11 protein-coding genes are annotated in these 15,935 nt (G+C 70.3%); 4 read left to right on the top strand and 7 right to left on the bottom strand.

Going from position 1 to position 15,935, the window contains the following annotated elements; translation table 11 throughout:
• Positions 1-27: 27 nt before the first annotated feature.
• The 5 genes from ACFWNV_RS06300 to ACFWNV_RS06280 all read right to left on the bottom strand — a co-directional run bounded on the left by ACFWNV_RS06300 (position 28) and on the right by ACFWNV_RS06280 (position 9,159).
• Positions 28-858 carry a thioesterase II family protein gene (locus ACFWNV_RS06300; RefSeq protein ID WP_383941330.1) on the bottom strand — a complete coding sequence of 277 codons (831 nt, stop codon included), beginning with the start codon at positions 856-858 and terminating at the stop codon, positions 28-30.
• A complete protein-coding gene (locus ACFWNV_RS06295) occupies positions 855-4,049 on the bottom strand; it encodes a type I polyketide synthase (RefSeq protein ID WP_383941327.1) in 3,195 nt (1,064 codons plus the stop codon). The genes ACFWNV_RS06300 and ACFWNV_RS06295 overlap by 4 nt, the downstream gene beginning before the upstream one ends.
• Complete coding sequence (locus tag ACFWNV_RS06290; protein ID WP_383941324.1) at positions 4,046-5,317, bottom strand: MFS transporter; 1,272 nt, start codon at positions 5,315-5,317, stop codon at positions 4,046-4,048. The genes ACFWNV_RS06295 and ACFWNV_RS06290 overlap by 4 nt, the downstream gene beginning before the upstream one ends.
• 1 nt (position 5,318) lies before the next feature.
• A complete protein-coding gene (locus ACFWNV_RS06285) occupies positions 5,319-5,543 on the bottom strand; it encodes an MbtH family protein (protein WP_383941321.1) in 225 nt (74 codons plus the stop codon).
• Between the two features lie 190 nt (positions 5,544-5,733).
• Positions 5,734-9,159 (bottom strand): amino acid adenylation domain-containing protein, encoded by a 3,426-nt coding sequence (locus tag ACFWNV_RS06280; RefSeq protein ID WP_383941318.1) that lies wholly within the window; start codon positions 9,157-9,159, stop codon positions 5,734-5,736.
• 334 nt (positions 9,160-9,493) lie between these two features.
• Here ACFWNV_RS06280 and ACFWNV_RS06275 point away from each other — a divergent pair, with 334 nt between their 5' ends.
• From ACFWNV_RS06275 to ACFWNV_RS06260, 4 genes are all read left to right on the top strand, one after another.
• On the top strand, positions 9,494-10,174 hold the full coding sequence (locus ACFWNV_RS06275; RefSeq protein WP_383941315.1) for an ArsR/SmtB family transcription factor: 681 nt from the start codon (positions 9,494-9,496) through the stop codon (positions 10,172-10,174).
• Between the two features lie 67 nt (positions 10,175-10,241).
• The gene (locus ACFWNV_RS06270; RefSeq protein WP_383941312.1) at positions 10,242-10,778 is read left to right on the top strand and encodes a GNAT family N-acetyltransferase; all 537 of its coding nucleotides are present in this window, start codon (positions 10,242-10,244) and stop codon (positions 10,776-10,778) included.
• A 668-nt stretch (positions 10,779-11,446) separates the two neighbouring features.
• Positions 11,447-12,307: a poly-gamma-glutamate hydrolase family protein gene (locus ACFWNV_RS06265; RefSeq protein WP_383941309.1), complete on the top strand. Its 861-nt coding sequence runs from the start codon at positions 11,447-11,449 to the stop codon at positions 12,305-12,307.
• A 955-nt stretch (positions 12,308-13,262) separates the two neighbouring features.
• Positions 13,263-13,409, top strand: coding sequence for a hypothetical protein (locus ACFWNV_RS06260; RefSeq protein ID WP_383941307.1), 147 nt, complete (start codon positions 13,263-13,265; stop codon positions 13,407-13,409).
• 436 nt (positions 13,410-13,845) lie between these two features.
• Here the strand turns inward: ACFWNV_RS06260 and ACFWNV_RS06255 are convergent, their stop codons facing one another.
• Together ACFWNV_RS06255 and ACFWNV_RS06250 are read right to left on the bottom strand one after the other, a co-directional pair.
• The gene (locus tag ACFWNV_RS06255) at positions 13,846-14,430 is read right to left on the bottom strand and encodes a DinB family protein (protein ID WP_383941304.1); all 585 of its coding nucleotides are present in this window, start codon (positions 14,428-14,430) and stop codon (positions 13,846-13,848) included.
• Between the two features lie 235 nt (positions 14,431-14,665).
• On the bottom strand, positions 14,666-15,886 hold the full coding sequence (locus ACFWNV_RS06250; RefSeq protein WP_383941301.1) for an MFS transporter: 1,221 nt from the start codon (positions 15,884-15,886) through the stop codon (positions 14,666-14,668).
• Between the last annotated feature and the right edge of the window lie 49 nt (positions 15,887-15,935).

Raw genomic sequence — 15,935 nt, 5'->3', positions numbered from 1 at the left:
CCTCGGAGCCGTCCCGCCCCCGAGGGCTCAGGGAACCGACGGAGCCGCTGCCAGGGGATCCGTCCCCGGTAGATCTCGTGCAGCGGGCTCGGCGGGAGCGGCGGACTCGTTGAGAGCGGCGGACTCGGCGAGAGCGGCGGTGAGGGAGGTGAAGAAGGCATCGGGGTTCTCCCGGAAGTAGAAGTGGTCGCCCGAAAACATCCGGACCTCGTGGGCGGCGGTGGTGCACGCCTGCCATGCCGCGAGTTCCCCGGGCGTCTCGTCGTCCCCGGAACCGGCGAAGACGGTGATCGGGACGTTCAGGGCCGGCCGCTCCCGATGGGTGTACCGGCCGACGATCCGCAGGTCGGCGCGGAGTCCGTCGAGCAGCATGTCCCGCAGCTCCGCGTCCTGATGGATCTCGGGCGGGACGGGCCCGTAGACCTTCTCCACGGCGGCGACGAGTTCCTCGCCCTCCAGGTCGCTCAGGGAGGGGAAGGGCCGCAGCACATGGGGCGCGGCGCTGCCGGAGAGCAGCAGCGCCCGCGGCCCCGGCAGCCCCCGTTCGCGCAGGGCGTGGGCGGTCTCGAAGGCGACCAGCGCCCCCAGACTGTGCCCGAACAGGACGTACGGGCCCGCGAAGTCGAGCCCGGCCACCACGGCCTCCACCAGGTCCGCCATGTCCGTGAACGGGGGTTCGGCGAGCCTGCTGCCGCGTCCGGGGAGCTGGACGCCCCACACTTCGGTGCCGGGCAGCCGGTCCGACCAGCGCATGTACTCGCCGGGCGAACCGCCGCTGTGCGGGAAGCAGTACATCCTCAGGGCGGCGGACTCGTCGCGGGCCCGGCACAGGGCCCAACGCGGTCGGGGTGCGGTCACGATGCCTTCTCCAGCTGCTGGTTCACGAGCGCGGCGAGTGCGGAAACGGTCGGTGCCTGGAACACCATGCGTACGGTGATCTGCGCGCCCGTGGAGGCGCGGACGAGGGCGCAGTACTGGCTGGCGACGAGCGAATCACCGCCGTACTCGAAGAAGTTGTCGTGCCGCCCGACCCGGTCCAGGCCGAGGACCTGCGCGAACGCCGTGGTGAGGCTCTCCTCCGTGACATCGGCGGGCGCCTCGTACTGCTCGCCCAGCTCCGGGCGGGCGAATCCGGGCGGGCCGACGGCCGCGGTCCCGGCGTCATCGGCGGTCCCGGCGGCGTCCGCAGTCCCGGTACCGGCCGGGATCCCCGTACCGGCCGGGACCCCCAGGTCGGCCGCGGCTGTCGGCTCGGCCACGAGCGGACCCGCGTACGCGGCCTCCCACGCGTACGGGTTGACGGCGAGACGGAAGCGCTGTCTCTCGAAGGGGTACGTCGGCAGGGGGACTCTGCGGCGGCGTTCGCCGGAGTGGACCGCGTCCCAGTCGATGACGGCGCCGGCCTGCCAGATCCGGCCCAGGGCGGTGAGCATGGAGGTTCCGCTGTCCGTGGCGTCGATCGCGTGCGGCAGGCTCGGCGCGATGGGACGCCCTGTGGCGCAGGCCGGGTGACGTCGGGCGAGCGTACCGAGCGTACGGCCGGGCCCGACCTCCAGCAGGATGTCCTCGCCGAGGGAGAACAGCGTCCGCAGGGCTTCGTCGAACCGGACGGTGTGGCGCAGGTGCTGCGCCCAGTAGGAGGGGGAGCACGCCTCCTCCGCGGTGACGAGGCGTCCCGTACGGTCCGAGATCCAGGGGACCGTGGGAGGCCTCAGGGTCACCGAGGCCACGTACTTCTCGAAGGCGGGGAGCGCCGGATCCACCAGGGCGGAGTGCGCGGCGGCGCTGATGTGCAGGAGCCGTGCGTCGATGCCCTCTCCCGTCAGGCGCCGGCGCACCTCCTCCACCCCGGCGGCCGTTCCCGTCACCACGCACTGCTGCGGTCCGTTGACCGCCGCGATCGACACCCCGTCGGCCAGCCGCGGTGCCAGGTCCGCCTCGGACAGGGGAACGGCGAGCATCGAGCCGCTGGGCAGCGCGTCGAGGATCCGGCTGCGTTCCAGGACCAGCCGCACCGCGTCCGGCAGATCGAACACCCCGGCCACCGTGGCCGCGGCGTACGCGCCCAGGCTGTGACCCAGCACGACGCGCGGGGTCACGCCCCACGCCTGCCACTGCTGGGCCAGCGCGTACTGGACGGAGAACAGCACGGCCTGGCTGAGCTGCATTCCCGTGAGCCGCTCGGCGGCCGCGGCCTCCTGCCCCTCGGGCGGGTACAGCACCGAGCGGATGTCCTCGCCGAGGGTGTGCCCGGCCAGGGCGGCGCACTGGTCCAACGCACGCCGGAACACCGGCTCGTTGAGGTAGAGCTCCCGGGCCATGCCGACGTGCTGGCCGCCCTGCCCGGGGAAGAGGAAGGCCACCCGGGCCGGCTGGTCCTGGACCTGACCGGTGGGGAAGCTCCCAGGATCGGCCGAGAGCAGGGCCTGCCGGGCGGCCCCGCGGTCCGAGGCCACCACGAAGCCGCGGTGCGGGAACTGGGCGCGCCCGGTCTGCAGGGTCCAGGCGGTGTCGTCGAGGGGCGCGTCACCCTCCAGCGCCTCGCCCAGGCGGCCGGCCGACGCCTTGAGCGCCGTCGCGCTGCGGGCCGAGAGCGGCAGCAGCTGGTACGGACGTCCGGGGTGGTGCGCCGGCGGTCGGGGAGCCTCCTCCAGGACGACGTGGGCGTTGGTCCCGCCCAGACCCAGGGAGTTCACGCCCGCCCGCCGCGGGTGCGGTCCCCGCGGCCAGGGCCGGGCGGTGGCGCTGATCTCGAACGGGGTCCGCTCCAGCTGCAGTTCGGGATTGGGCTCCGTGAAGTGGACGGTTCCCGGGAGGAGTTCCCGGCGCAGTGCGAGGACGGTCTTGATGAGGCCGATGACCCCCGAAGCGGCGTCGGTGTGACCGATGTTGCTCTTCACCGACCCGAGGACGACGCTCCCCGCCGGGAGTCCGGAGCCGAAGGCCTTGGCCAGTGCCCTGACTTCGATGGGGTCGCCCACCGGTGTTCCCGTGCCGTGCGCCTCGACGTAGCCGATGCTCTCCGGCTCGACCCCGGCGACGAGCAGCGCCGCCTCGACCGCGGCGGCCTGGCCGTCGATGCTGGGCGTGGTGAATCCGGCCTTCCGTGAACCGTCGTTGTTCACGGCCGAGCCGCGGATGAGGGCGTGGATCTCGTCCCCGTCGCGCAGGGCGTCCTCCAGCCGCTTGAGGAGGACGATCCCGGCCCCGTCGCTGGAGACCGTGCCGGAAGAGGCGGCGTCAAAGGACCGGCAGTGGCCGTCCCGGGCCAGCAGTCCGTCACCGAGGTCCTCGTCCACCGGGTGCGGCACCCGCAGGGTGACACCGCCCGCGAGAGCGAGGTCGCACTCCCCCGCAAGCAGCCCCTGCCCGGCGATGTGAACGGCCACGAGCGAGGTCGAGCAGGCGGTCTGCACGGTCAGGGCCGGGCCCGTGAGCCCGAGCTTGTACGCGACCCTGCTGGTGAGGAAGTCCGCCCCGCTGCCCAGGCGCAGCTGCCACTCGCCGACCCCTGGGAACATGGAGCGGTTCGCCAGCAGGGCGGAGAAGTGCCCGGTGTCGCCGGACCCCCCGTAGACGCCGACCACCCCCGGGTAGCGTGCGGGGTCGTACCCTCCGTGCTCCATGGCTTCCCAGGCGCACTCCAGGAACACCCGGTGCTGCGGGTCTATGAGCAGTGCCTCGCGGGGCGAGTAGCCGAAGAAGGAGGCGTCGAACTCGTCCCCGCCGGCCACCACCCCGTACGCCGAGGCGTTGCCGGTGTCCGGATCGACGTTGGTCCGGGTGACCGACTCCTCGCCCCTGGACACGCCCCGCCAGAACCCGGCGAGGTCCGCCGATCCGGGAAAGCGACCCGCCATGCCGATGACGGCGAGCAGTCCGCAGATGTCACCGGCGTCCGTCTCCGCGTCGTCCACCGGCGACCGGTCCGGGTCCTGCGGGCTCTGCATGCCCTTCGGGCTCTGCGGGTTCTGCATGTCCTTCGGGCTCTGCGGGTTCTGCATGTCCTTCGGTCTCTGCGGGCCGGGGTCCGCTGCTGTGGCCGTCATGCGATGCTCTCCGTCTCCGCCGCGTCGGCGTCGGTGTCGTCCTCGGAGGCCCCGGGCTCGTCACGCAGCCCGCGGACCGGGGAGAAGAGGGCGGGTACGACGGACAGGGCGCACACGGCGGCCGCCGCCCACAGCACACCGCGCAGACCCAGGGGGGTGATGAGCAGACCGCCCAGCGCGGCGCCCAGGGGAACCGATCCCCACGAGACGAAGCGCAGGGTCGCGTACATCCGGCTCAACAGGTGTGCCGGAGTGGCCTTCTGGCAGATCGTCACCTGCAGCACGTTGAAGACGACCACGCCGAGGTAGACGACGAACAGTCCGGCGGTGAAGCCGATCGCGCCCGTGGCCAGCGGAAGCATCGCGGCGCCGGCGCTGAACACCACGATGCTCAGCACCACGGTGCGGCCGGAGCCGATGCGTTCGGCGACCGGGCCGCAGATCACGGCTCCGAGCAGGCCGCCCGCACTGCCGATGCCGAGAGCGAGCCCGATGACGCCCGAGCTGAGGTCGAGGGTCTGCGCGGCGTAGGGGACCTGGAGGGCGAGTACGGCGGCGAAGGCGAGGTCAGCGGCCAGGGCGCACAGCGCCAGGGGGCGGACCAGCGGGTGGGTGAACACGAAGCGGAGGCCCGCGGCCACCTCCTTGCGCAGTCCCATCTGCTCGATGGGCTCCGGAGGAGCGCTGTTCCCGCGGATCCTCCAGACCATGACGGCGGAGGCCACATAGGTGAGCGAGTCGACCGCGATGGCCACCGGGGCGGCGAAGATCTGTACGAGGAAGCCGCCGACACCGGGACCGGCGAGCTGGGCCACCGAACGGGAGCCCTCCAGCTTGGCGTTGCCGTCGGCGAGCTCCTCCTCCTGGACGAGTGCGGGAAGGTAGGACTGCTGGGCCACGTCGAAGAAGAGCGTGCCGAGTCCGATGATGAAGGCGACCACGAACAGCAGTCCGAGGGTCAGTACGTCGAATGCGTAGGCGACCGGAACGGCGGCCATGGCGACGGCGCGGGCCAGGTCCGAGACGACCAGTACGGCCTTGCGCGGCAGCCGCTCGACCCAGGCTCCGGCCGGCAGGCCGAGCAGCAGCGACGGCAGGAACTCCACCGCGGCGAGCATGCTCACCTCGGTGGCGGAGGCGCCCAGGATCACGAGGGCGACCAGGGGGAAGGCCAGCACGCTGATGTGCGTGCCGACCAGGCTCACGGAGTGGGACAGCCAGAGGTTGCGGAAATCGGCCGCCCGCCACAGGCTCTGCTTCTGCTTCACGTCAGTTCCCCGCCATCTCGCGGAGCGTCCGGGGCCGCAGGTCGGTCCATTCCCGGCCGATGAAGGCGAGGCACGATTCCTTGGATCCGGTGACTCCCTGGTCGTACCACCCGCTGGGCAGGGCGCGGTCGGCCGGCCAGATCGAGTACTGCTCTTCGTCGTTTCGGACGACGGTGAAACGTCGTTCTGTGGTGGGGCTGGGCACGTGAAGCCCTTTCTGGTGCATCGGTGGGGACGGTCGTGGAGCGGCGCGGTGTGCTTCGGGGAGCGGTGCGCTTCGGGGCGCGGGCGTGGGCGCGGGCGTGGTGAGCCTCTTCCGCGTCGGCGAGCGGCCGCGCGGGTCGGCGGGAGGGGTGGCGAGCGGGCAGGTCTGCGCGAGGGACGGCGAGTGTTCGCAGAGCCGTTCGGTGAGCCGTTCAGAGAGCGGTGCGCCGCCGCTGGTTCAGCCGGGCGCGCCCGGCCCGTAGCCGGTTCTCCGCCTGCGGGTCCGCGGGCAGGGTGGGTCCGGAGGGCCGGTCCTCGTTACAGAGGTGTCCGGCCAGTGCCGCAATCGTCGGGTGCTCGTAGAGGGTGACCAGCGGCAGCCGCCGGCCCAGCCGCTCGTTCAGTCTGGCGTGGACCGTGGTGAGGGTGAACGAAGTCCCGCCCAGGTCGAAGAAGTTGTCGCGGACACCCACCCGGCCGATGTCCAGGACGTCCTGCCAGATGAGGGAGAGCATCCGTTCCATATCGCTTTCCGCAGGCTCCCCGGCGGGAGGATCCGGGAGGGCGGGGGCGGCCGGCCGCGGCTCTGGCAGGGCCGAACGGTCGACCTTGCCGCTCCCTGACAGCGGCAGCGCGGCCAGCGGGACGAGCACGCCGGGCACGAGGTGGGCGGGCAGCAGCGCCGTCAGGTGGGCGCGCAGATCGTCCGGTACTCCCCCGGTGCGCGTGACGACGTACCCGGCCAGCCGGGGCGTCCCGTCGGCGCCGGTCCGGGCCGCGACGGCGGCCTGGACCACCTCGGGGTGCGTGCACAGGGCCGCTTCCACCTCGCCGGGCTCGATGCGGTAGCCGCGCACCTTGAGCTGTTCGTCGATCCGGCCGAGCACCTCGACGGCACCGTCCGGGCGCCGCCGTGCACGGTCTCCGGTGCGGTGCATCCGGGCACCGGGGACGAAGGGGTCGGGCAGGAAGCGCTCCGCGGTCAGGCCGGGGCGTCCGAGGTAGCCGCGGGCCAGTCCTGCGCCACCGATGAAGAGCTCTCCGGGCACACCGGGCGGAAGCTGTTGGAGGTCTTCGTCGAGGACGTACGCCCGCACCCCGCGCAGCGGGACGCCGACCGGTACGAGCGCGCCGCCGGACCCCAGGCCCGTGTCGTGCGTCAGCGCGGTGATGGTGGTCTCGGTCAGCCCGTAGGCGTTGACGACGGGCACCGGCGTACGACGGGCCCAGGCGGCCAGCGCCACGGGATCCACGGGTTCGCTGCCGACGACCAGGAGACGCAGTGTTCCGGGCACCCGCCCGTCACCGTCCGGCAGCGTCGCGACCCACCGCTGCCAGTAGCTGGCGGGCAGGTTGGCCACCGTGATGCCGAGGGAGTCCAGCTGGGCGGACATCCGCTCGGCGGGCGGAGGATCGGTGCACAGCACCGCGCAGGCGCCGGCCGCCCAGGTGGGGAAGAGTTCCTCGGCGGCCACGTCGAAGGCGGCGTTCGCGAACTGCAGTACCCGGTCGCCCGATCGCAGTCCGAACCGCTCGTCGACGGCCCGGGCGTGGTTGGCCAGGGCACTGTGCGGCACACCCACGCCCTTGGGCTCACCCGTCGATCCGGAGGTGAAGATGACGTACGCGAGATCCTCGGGGTGGACCCGGTGCGGCTCGCCTTGCCCGCGCGGCCCGCCCTGCCCACGCGGCTCGCCCTGACCGGCAGGCTCACCCGGCTCGTCCCGCTCTGCGGGCGCTGCGTGTGCGGTTCCGGAGAGCCCCTCGACCGGAACGGTCCGTACGCCGAGGGACTCCAGGCGGGGCGCCGACTCCGCGCTCGTGACGACATGGGCCGCGCCGGCCGAGCGGAGGATCCTGGCGAGGTGCGCGGCCGGGTGCGCGAGGTCCAGCGGGAGGTAGGCCGCGCCGCACTTGAGGATGCCGAGCATCGCCGTGGGGAGCTCGGTGCCGCGGGGCAGCAGGATGCCGACCACGTCACCCGGTGCCACGTCCGCCGCTGTCAGGCGGCGGGCCAGGGCCCCGGCCCGCGCGTCGAGTTCGGCGTAGCTGACCTCGCGGCCGTCGAGGCTGAGCGCGGGATCGGCCGGCCTGGCCCGGGCCTGGCGCTCCACCCACTCGTGGACCAGCGGTCCCGGTATCGCCCGGTGTTCGTCTCCGGCGGGGTTCCAGACCTCCGTGGCCTGGCGCGTCTCGTCGTCGGTGAGCAGGGGCAGCCGGTGCATGGGCAGAGCAGGGTCGGCGACCACGGCCGCGAGCATCGCGCGGAACCGCTCGGCGAGCCGGGTGACGGTCTGCGGCTCGAACAGGTCCGTGTCGTAGGTGACGCAGAAGTCGAAGTCGCCGCTGCCGTCGGGAGCCTGCAGGATCATGACGTCGAGGTCGAACTTCGCGGCGTCCGGGAGGATCGGCAGCAGCCTGGCCCCGAGGCCGGCGAACCGGGGCCGGGCCAGGGGCGAGGATTCGAACGTGAGGACGGTCTGTACCAGGGGGGTCGTACCGGGATCCCGGTCGATGCGCAGGTTCTCCACCAGGGCGTCGAAGGGGACGTCCGCATGGGCCATGGCTCCGAAGGTGGAGGTCCGCACCCGTCTGAGGAGTTCGGTGAAGGGAGGGTCGCCGTCGAGGCTGATGCGTAACGGGACGGTGTTGACGAAGAAGCCGATCAGCGACTCCAGTTCGGCACGGTCGCGGCCCGCGACCGGCGTACCGATCAGGAGGTCGCGCGAACCGGAGAGCCGGCCGAGCAGGGCCGAGTACACCGCGGTCATCACCATGAAAGGGGTGGCCCGTTCGTGACGCGCGAGCGCTCCGGCGGCCGCGACGAGGCCACCGGACAGCCGGAGCGTGTACGTGGCTCCGCGACCTCTGCGTACCGCGGGCCGGGGCCGGTCCGTCGGCAGGGCGAGGACGGTGGGAGCACCCGCGAGCTGCTCGCGCCACCAACCCAGCGCCTCCGGTCCGTCGGCCGATGCCTGCCGCTCCAGCACGTGGTCGACGAACTGGGCGGTCAGCGCGGGAAGAACGGCTCCGGGGCCCTCGTAGTACGCGGAGAGCTCCTCGAAGAGGATGTGCAGGGACGGGCCGTCGCAGACCATGTGGTGCAGGGAGATCCCGAGGATGCTCTCCTCGTCCGTGAGCCGCACCAGCACGGCCCGCAGCAGCGGACCCGCCGCCAGGTCGAAGGGCTCCTCCACGAGGGCCCGGACCGCCTGCCAGGCCGTCTCGTCACGGGCCGTCTCGTCATGGGCCGCTTCGCCGGGGGCCGGGGACGCGCCCGCCCGCAGGTCCAGTACGTCCATCGGTACGTCGGCGGCCGGAAGGACCCGCTGGTACGGTTCGCCGCCCGCACGCCGCGGGAAGACGGTGCGGAGCACCTCGTGCCGCTCGACCACGAGGGCCAGCGCCCGTGTCAGGGCGGTTACGTCGAGGTGGCCGGTGAGCTTCACGGCCACGGGCACGTTGTAGAGGGAGCTGGCCGGATGGAGCTGGTCGAGGAGCCACAGGGCACGCTGAGCGGAGGAGAGCGGAGGCTGGTCCGGCCTGGTGGGCCGCGCGGCAGCAGGCGCCGAGTATGCGCCGACCGTCCGTATTCGCAAGGGAAGCGCCGAGGTGTCGTCGGCTGAGCGGGAAGCCATGTTCTGTATCCAAAGACAGTTCCGCCTGCTGCGCTAAACATTTAGCCTGGGCCGAATGTTGCACCTGCGCTTCGATGTCGACGATCTCGCATCCGTCAGGTTCGCCTGCTCACCCCTGCAGGAAGCCGTCATGAGTCTCTGGGTCTGGCAGAATCCGGTTAAATACGTCATTCACCAGCCAATGGTCCAGTTGTCAGCCCATCGTCTGACTTTGCTGGACTGGGGCCTGCTACAAGCACTCGTCGGACCCGGAGGCTTCATTCCGGACTTTATCACTCCGTATCCAATGGTCCCCCGCCCGGATATCCACGACGAACTCGCGGCCGTGCGCGCGATGGACCACAATGTAGTGATTCGGGACCTCACCAGCGCGGCGAACGGCCGCCGGCTCCACCCTCGCCTCGAATCCGTCCACCAGGACCCTTTGGGGCTGCTCGATGAGATCACCGAGGCCCTGCGTGTCTACTGGGACCGGGTCCTGGCCCCGCACTGGCCACGACTTCTCGCCATCCTCGAAGGGGACGTCCGCTACCGGGCCAGCAAGCTGGCGGACGAGGGCGCCCAAGGCCTGTTCCGCGACATCGACCGCGGACTGAGCTGGGGCAACGGGGCGCTCAGCCTGGACGAGCCCGGGCTGGAGGCCGACATCGCCGTCCGGGGCAGGGGCCTGACCTTCACTCCGTCGCTGTTCTGCAACCGGGCCGTGAGCCTGGTCGACCACCTGCAGCCACCCCGCCTCTTCTACCCGGCACGAGGCAGGGGCACCGCCTGGGGCGCCAACCCCGTGGCCGGACGCCGCGTGGCCGACCTGGTCGGCAAGACCCGGGCGCAACTCCTGGAAGCGCTCGGCGAACCCCTGAGCACGACGGAACTCGCCCGCCGCCTCGGCCTCAGCCAGGGCGCGGTGAGCCAGCACCTGGGCATCCTGCACCGCGCCGGACTCCTGGACCGGGCGCGGCAAGGGCATGCCATCCTCTACTCCCGCAGCGTTCTGGGGGACCGCCTCATGGCATGAAAGGGAAATTGGCGAAGATCATACGGAAGGGTTGTCCCGCCCGCCGCCATCGGATACCAATGTTCAAGTGATACGAGGAAATAAAACCGGGCTACGGGCCCGGCACGAAGAGGACATCCCGGTTCTGCAGTCCGAGCTGTACGACGACGTGAAGACCCAGGCGAGTGCCGACTCCGTACCCTGGCGTCCAATTTCCCCCGGGTCGAAGGACTCTCCGTACGCCGTCGGACAGGGGTCGGACGACATCGCGTACTTTTCGGTCGTCGATCTGGCCACCCAGGAACTAGCAGGTGAGGCACTGCTCTGGGGGATCGACACCTACAACCGGAGGGCGCACATCGGCATCTCGCTGCTCCCCGCATTCCGCTCCCGAGGGTACGGACTCGACGTTCTCGGGACACTGTGCGAATACGGCTTCGCGGTGCGGGGTCTTCACCGGCTGCAGATCGAGACTTCCGGGGACAACGCCGGGATGATCAAGGTGGCGGAAAGGGCTGGATTCGTCGTGGAGGGAAGACTCCGGCTTTCCGCGTGGGAATACGGAACCTTCGCGGACCAGGTGGTACTCGGCCTCCTCCACGGCGAATGGAAGACCTCGGGCTGAGCCCGGCCAGGCAGTCGACGACCGCCCACGCGCGAACCCGCCCCCACCCCCGAACGTCCAGGGCGGGGCGGCCTGGTCACGCGCACGGCCTTGTACGGGCTGGGTGGCCCGAGGCAGGCGCCGGTTACCAGGACAACATTGGCGGGTATAGCGGATCGTCTCGTCGGTGGTGTCGGTGCTCACGAGAAGCGATGCCCGAGATCGACCCCGGCTCCAGGTAACTCTGGAAGGCCACCTCGCGATGCCCTACAGCCAGCCACTCTGAAGGGTCGTACCCCCACGGACAGTGGCCCTTCGACCGGCGACGCGCGCCTTCCGCGCCGGTGCAACACGCCGCCGAGCTAGAGCTGGTCCCTTCGGCCAGCCGACTCCGGCGGCACCGCCCAGGCGGTCATCGGCTCCGGACGAGCGGGCCTCAGAACCTTCGGGAAGGCCGCGACAGCTGCCTCCGCCGGAGACGGGAATTCGCAGGATCGGTACCACGGGGTGGCATCAAAGTGCCTGCACCTTGGTGCCAGTCGGCAGCCCTTCCGGGGGTGCCCGCAGGCGGCCAGGATGGTGTTCACCGGGAGGGCCGCACAGCACCATCGGCACCGCCCAACCGAGAAACTCCTCGCCGGGCGCCGCCCATTGGCCACCCAGCCCACACAACACCGAAGGAACAAAGCATGTCCCAGATTCGCGCCAGCCGCAGGACCGTCCTCGCCTCTCTGGTGGCCGCAGTAGCGGGTGGTCCGATCCTGACAGGGCTCGCCACGACTCCGGCCGCCGCTGCCGGCGGCGACCTCTACAGCTCGAACTCCGACCTCTACGCAACGGCGATCGAGGGTCAGGACTTCGCGCGCCGGTTCAAGCGGCACGATGTCTTCGACAACGACAAGGCCACGACTCCTCCTCCCCGCCTGACCAGTGTGCTGGCCATCCACGGCGGTGGCATCGAGATGGGTACCTCCGAGCTCTGCCTGGCCATAGCCGGCTACCACCCCGACGGACTCGCACCCCTCGCTCAGAATGCCCTGGTACACGACTACTGGATGTTCGAAGGCGTGCGCGGTTCCAACAACGGGGACCTGCACGTCACCGCCTCGCACTGCGACGACCCGATCGCACGGTCCATGGCCGCCGGCAGTGCCAACGTGCTGAGCCTGCACGGCTGCACCGCGGCTCAGGCCGGCGCAGCCACGGGTCAGCCCAAGGCGGTCGTGGTCGGCGGCCTCAACGCCCGCTTCCGTCAGCATCTCTCCACGAAGCTGAGCGGCGCAGGCTTCCAGGTGCTGGGCGGTAACCCGGAGGACCTCAACGGCGACCTGCCCGACAACATCTGCAACCGCACCCTGACGGGTGAAGGCGGCGGCCAGCTGGAGATCACCACCGAACTCCGCCAAAGCCTCTTCGGGAACTTCTCCGGCGCGGCCAACCGCGCCACCACCACCAATACGGACTTCTGGAAGTTCACCAACGCCTGCCGTGATGCCATCAGGGCCATGGAAGCCGAACAGCTCGCCCGCAAGAGCCTCTTCATCCACTGAGCACCACGCCGCCGCCGTACCGGATCGACCGCGACACCGCCTGACCCGCCCCATACCACCCGCACACGGACTCGCGGTCACGAGCTTCCAGAAGCAGCGCGGGCTGGCGGGCTCAGACCGGTGAACAGGGATCTCCAGGACCACTTTGACGCCGTGATCACACCAGACACGGCAAGGTCGTCTCAGCTGTGGCCGGCAGTGAAAGAGCAGTCCTCAGCAGTGGTACCCATCCGGGCACTCAGGGAACAGCACTCCGAAGAACAAGAAGAAGAGAATCGGCACACTGGACACCGCGGCCATGATCACGAATCGTCCGCGCGCCTCTCGCCGGTCCCCGACCTGAGCCACCAGCAAGCCCGCTGTCGGCGCGAGCACGGCAGTGAGCAGCGCCAACAGGCCGCACACCCAGCCGATCTCCCGCCGTACGTCCGGCAACCCCAACGCATACGCGATAGCCGGGGCGAACAGAAGGAGGGGCGCAGACGCCCACCACCACGACAGTGCTCTGATGGATCCGATCCGCTCGTGCAGGCGCCAGGCCGGTCGCTCCTCTTACCTCGCGACGGCTTTCCGGAGCGATCCCAGACGACGGCATGCCCACATCGGAGGTAGCTGAGGGGAACATGTGGCCGCTTTGGGTCCTGGCTCTCGCGTGAACGGGGCTGTCCAGACCGATTCCGAATCCTGATCGGACCTCTGCCGGTTCGAACGGTCCGTGCCACCGACCAGGTTCGCATCCGAGCCGAGGTCGTTGACGTACCGGGGGCGCCGCTCCGTCGTCCACCCGCCCCTGTCCTCATCGGGCGTGAATCAACCATCCGATCAGTCTCTCTCCGAGATGCTGCTGTGCGCTGCACCGCCGCCCTCGCCCGCGGTCTCACCGACAGGTCTCGCCTGAGGTGCGTATGGCTGCCCCCTCGGGGTACACGAGGTGACACCACCCCAAGGAGGCGCCATGTCCACGTTGTTGGCCCGTATCAAGCAGTTCGCGCGCAGCCCGCAAGGGCAGCAGGTGACTGCCTCCGCCCGGCGGGCCGCTGCCGACCCCCGCAAGCGCGCACAGGCCGGACGGCTGCTGAACCGCCTGCGCGGACGCCGCTGACCCGAAAGGCCACGTACCGCTCCGCCCCGCCTATCGACGCCCGGCTGCCGACAGCCAGCAGGCGGCGAACCCGCTCGAACTCCGACAGTTCCCCGAGCAGCCGTCATCGGCCTCTTTGACTGATCGCCCTCAGCAGCCGCTCAGCATGTGGGTGGGGCCTTGGCGGTCGCCGTCCATGAACAACAGGCGACGCATGTCCCAGGCCACTGCGGCGATATCCTCGAGGTTGGTCTGGGGTTGGTCAGTCGATTCAGGCTCCTAGTGCACCACAAGCACATGGAATGATCAGACAATGGCCGAACCGCACAGCGTTGACGACGCCTCTGCCTGGTACGGAAGCGAACGTGTCGTCAAGGGGAGGCAGCGGGGACGTACCGCCCCGTGGCGATGGCGTGCCGCTCGAACGTCACGTGACGTGACGTCGTGGGACGGCCTTCTAGGCCTCGGTCGGTGCGGCCGTCCTGGCGGTCCGCTGGATCTTCGCGAAGTGGGCTGAACGGGTTTCCTCGTCGATCGGCTGCTCGCTCTCGGCGCGCAACCCGGTCCGGCCGTCGACGCCCTCGCGCAGGATGTCGGCGTGCCCGGCATGCCGGATGGTCTCTCCGAGGACATGGACCATGATGGCGAACAGGTTCGTGTCCGTATGGGGCTCCGGCCACCAGGGCACGTGGCCGGGGGCATCGAGGGCAAGCTCGTTGATCGTGGCGTCCGAGTGTTCCCACGTGCGCCGATAGAACCCGACGATCTGATCGCGCGTCTCGTTCTCGGCCGCCCATTGATCGCTTCCATCGGAGTCCTGCCACCGGCACAGCGGTTCCGGCGAAGGGCGGTGGAAGACCTCACCGAAGTACCTGGCCTCGACCGTGGCCACGTGTTTCACCAGGCCGAGGAGGTTGGTCCCGGTCGCTGTCAGAGGCCGGCGCGCATCGTATTCGGACAGGCCGTCGAGCTTCCAGAGCAGCGCCTCACGGTCCCGCCGCAGTCTCTTGTGAAGGTTGTCTTTCGCGAAGTCATCGATCATGTGACACGAGCCTGCCATGAGTTGCTCATGGATCTCAAGATCCGTTACGCGGTCCGCAGCGACTGGCGGAGCCGTGGTCAGCTATGGCCACCGCCCCGACCTGCCGCAACGTGCAACACCCGCCAGCTCCCCCGACCTGCCCGGCGGCCCATTCGTACCCCGGATGCTGTCGACGCGTAGCAAGACGCGGCGGGCGCCTCTGGCCGCGCCCGCCGCTCGCACCGTGGTGGGAACTCTATGTATGGGCCGCCTGGACGCGGACGGCTCGGGCGCGGACCACGTAGGGCCGGGAGAAGGCGGTGATGGCGATGGAGACGGCGGCCACGAAGGTGATGGCCGTGCCAGAAGTGAAGTGCTGGGCAATGCCGCCGGCGATCGCGGCTCCGATGCCTTGCCACGTCATCCGGCCGGCGGACTCGACGCCCTGGACCTGGCCACGGACCGGATCAGGGGTCAACTCCAGGAGTTGTTCCTGAAGCGGCAGCGTGGCAGAGAAGCCGACACTGGCGATGAACACGGCGGCTGTCGCCAGCAGCACGGGCGGGTGGGCGGCAAACAGCAGGTAGGGGGCGGCGAGCAGCAGTCGCAGGGTGAATGCGTAGCGGCGCCGCTGCTCGGCGGTGATCAGCCGTCCGACCGCAAGGTCACCGAAGAGCATGCCTGCCGATCCGGCGGCCAGGAAGACGCCGGCGTGTTGGGGGGCGTAGGAGATGAACAGGGCCTCGCAGCCGACGATTAGACCGTTGGGGACCCACAGGTTCAGCAGCAGGGCGCGCTGGCCGGAGTGGGAGAAGAGCTCGATGTTCGTCGTCCAGGTCTGGCGCAGTCCAGGACGACGGGTCAGCCGGATCGAACGTTCCCGGACCGTCACCGCCACAAGGATCAATCCGCCGCCGGTCAGGGCTGTCGCGACGGCGAAGACCTCCTGCGGGCTCAGGTACCGCTGCAGTACGGCGCCGATGGCGTAGCCGAGCATGGCCATGCCTCCCGAGGTGATGTTCATCAGCGAACGTGCGAGTGCATAGGTGGAGGCCGGCACCACCTCGGCGAGCAGCCCCATCCGTGCGCCCGTTCCCAGGGACTGGAAGAACCCCAGGACAAGGAGCAGACCGAACCGGGCGGCGAGCGGCAGCCCTGGAACCACCTGTGCGGCGACACCTGCGAGCGAGACGCACTGGAGGGCGACGAGGGTCCGGCGGGGACGGCTTCCGTCCGCGACCGACATCAGCGTCAGCGCACCGAATACCGTCGCGAAGGTGGCGCCGTACATGCTCACAGCGGTCAGGAACGGGGACTTGGTCTGCTGGTTGACCAGTGTGCCGAGCGCGAAGCCCGACAAGGTGCTGGCGGCGACCGTCAGCGTGAAGCCGGCGTACAGGCCGAAGAATTCACGGTTGCGCAGCAGGTGTCGGTAGGTGGTGGGAGGAGTGCCGTAGGCAGATGTGTCAGAAGGCATGAAAAAAGCCTTCGCGCGCACCCAACTCGGGGCGCCGAAGGCCGATTGG

It is taken from the genome of Streptomyces sp. NPDC058401, assembly GCF_042722885.1.
Classification (GTDB): domain Bacteria; phylum Actinomycetota; class Actinomycetes; order Streptomycetales; family Streptomycetaceae; genus Streptomyces.
Note: the sequence above shows the minus strand (reverse complement) of the source record. Positions and strands in the feature narration are given on the sequence as shown.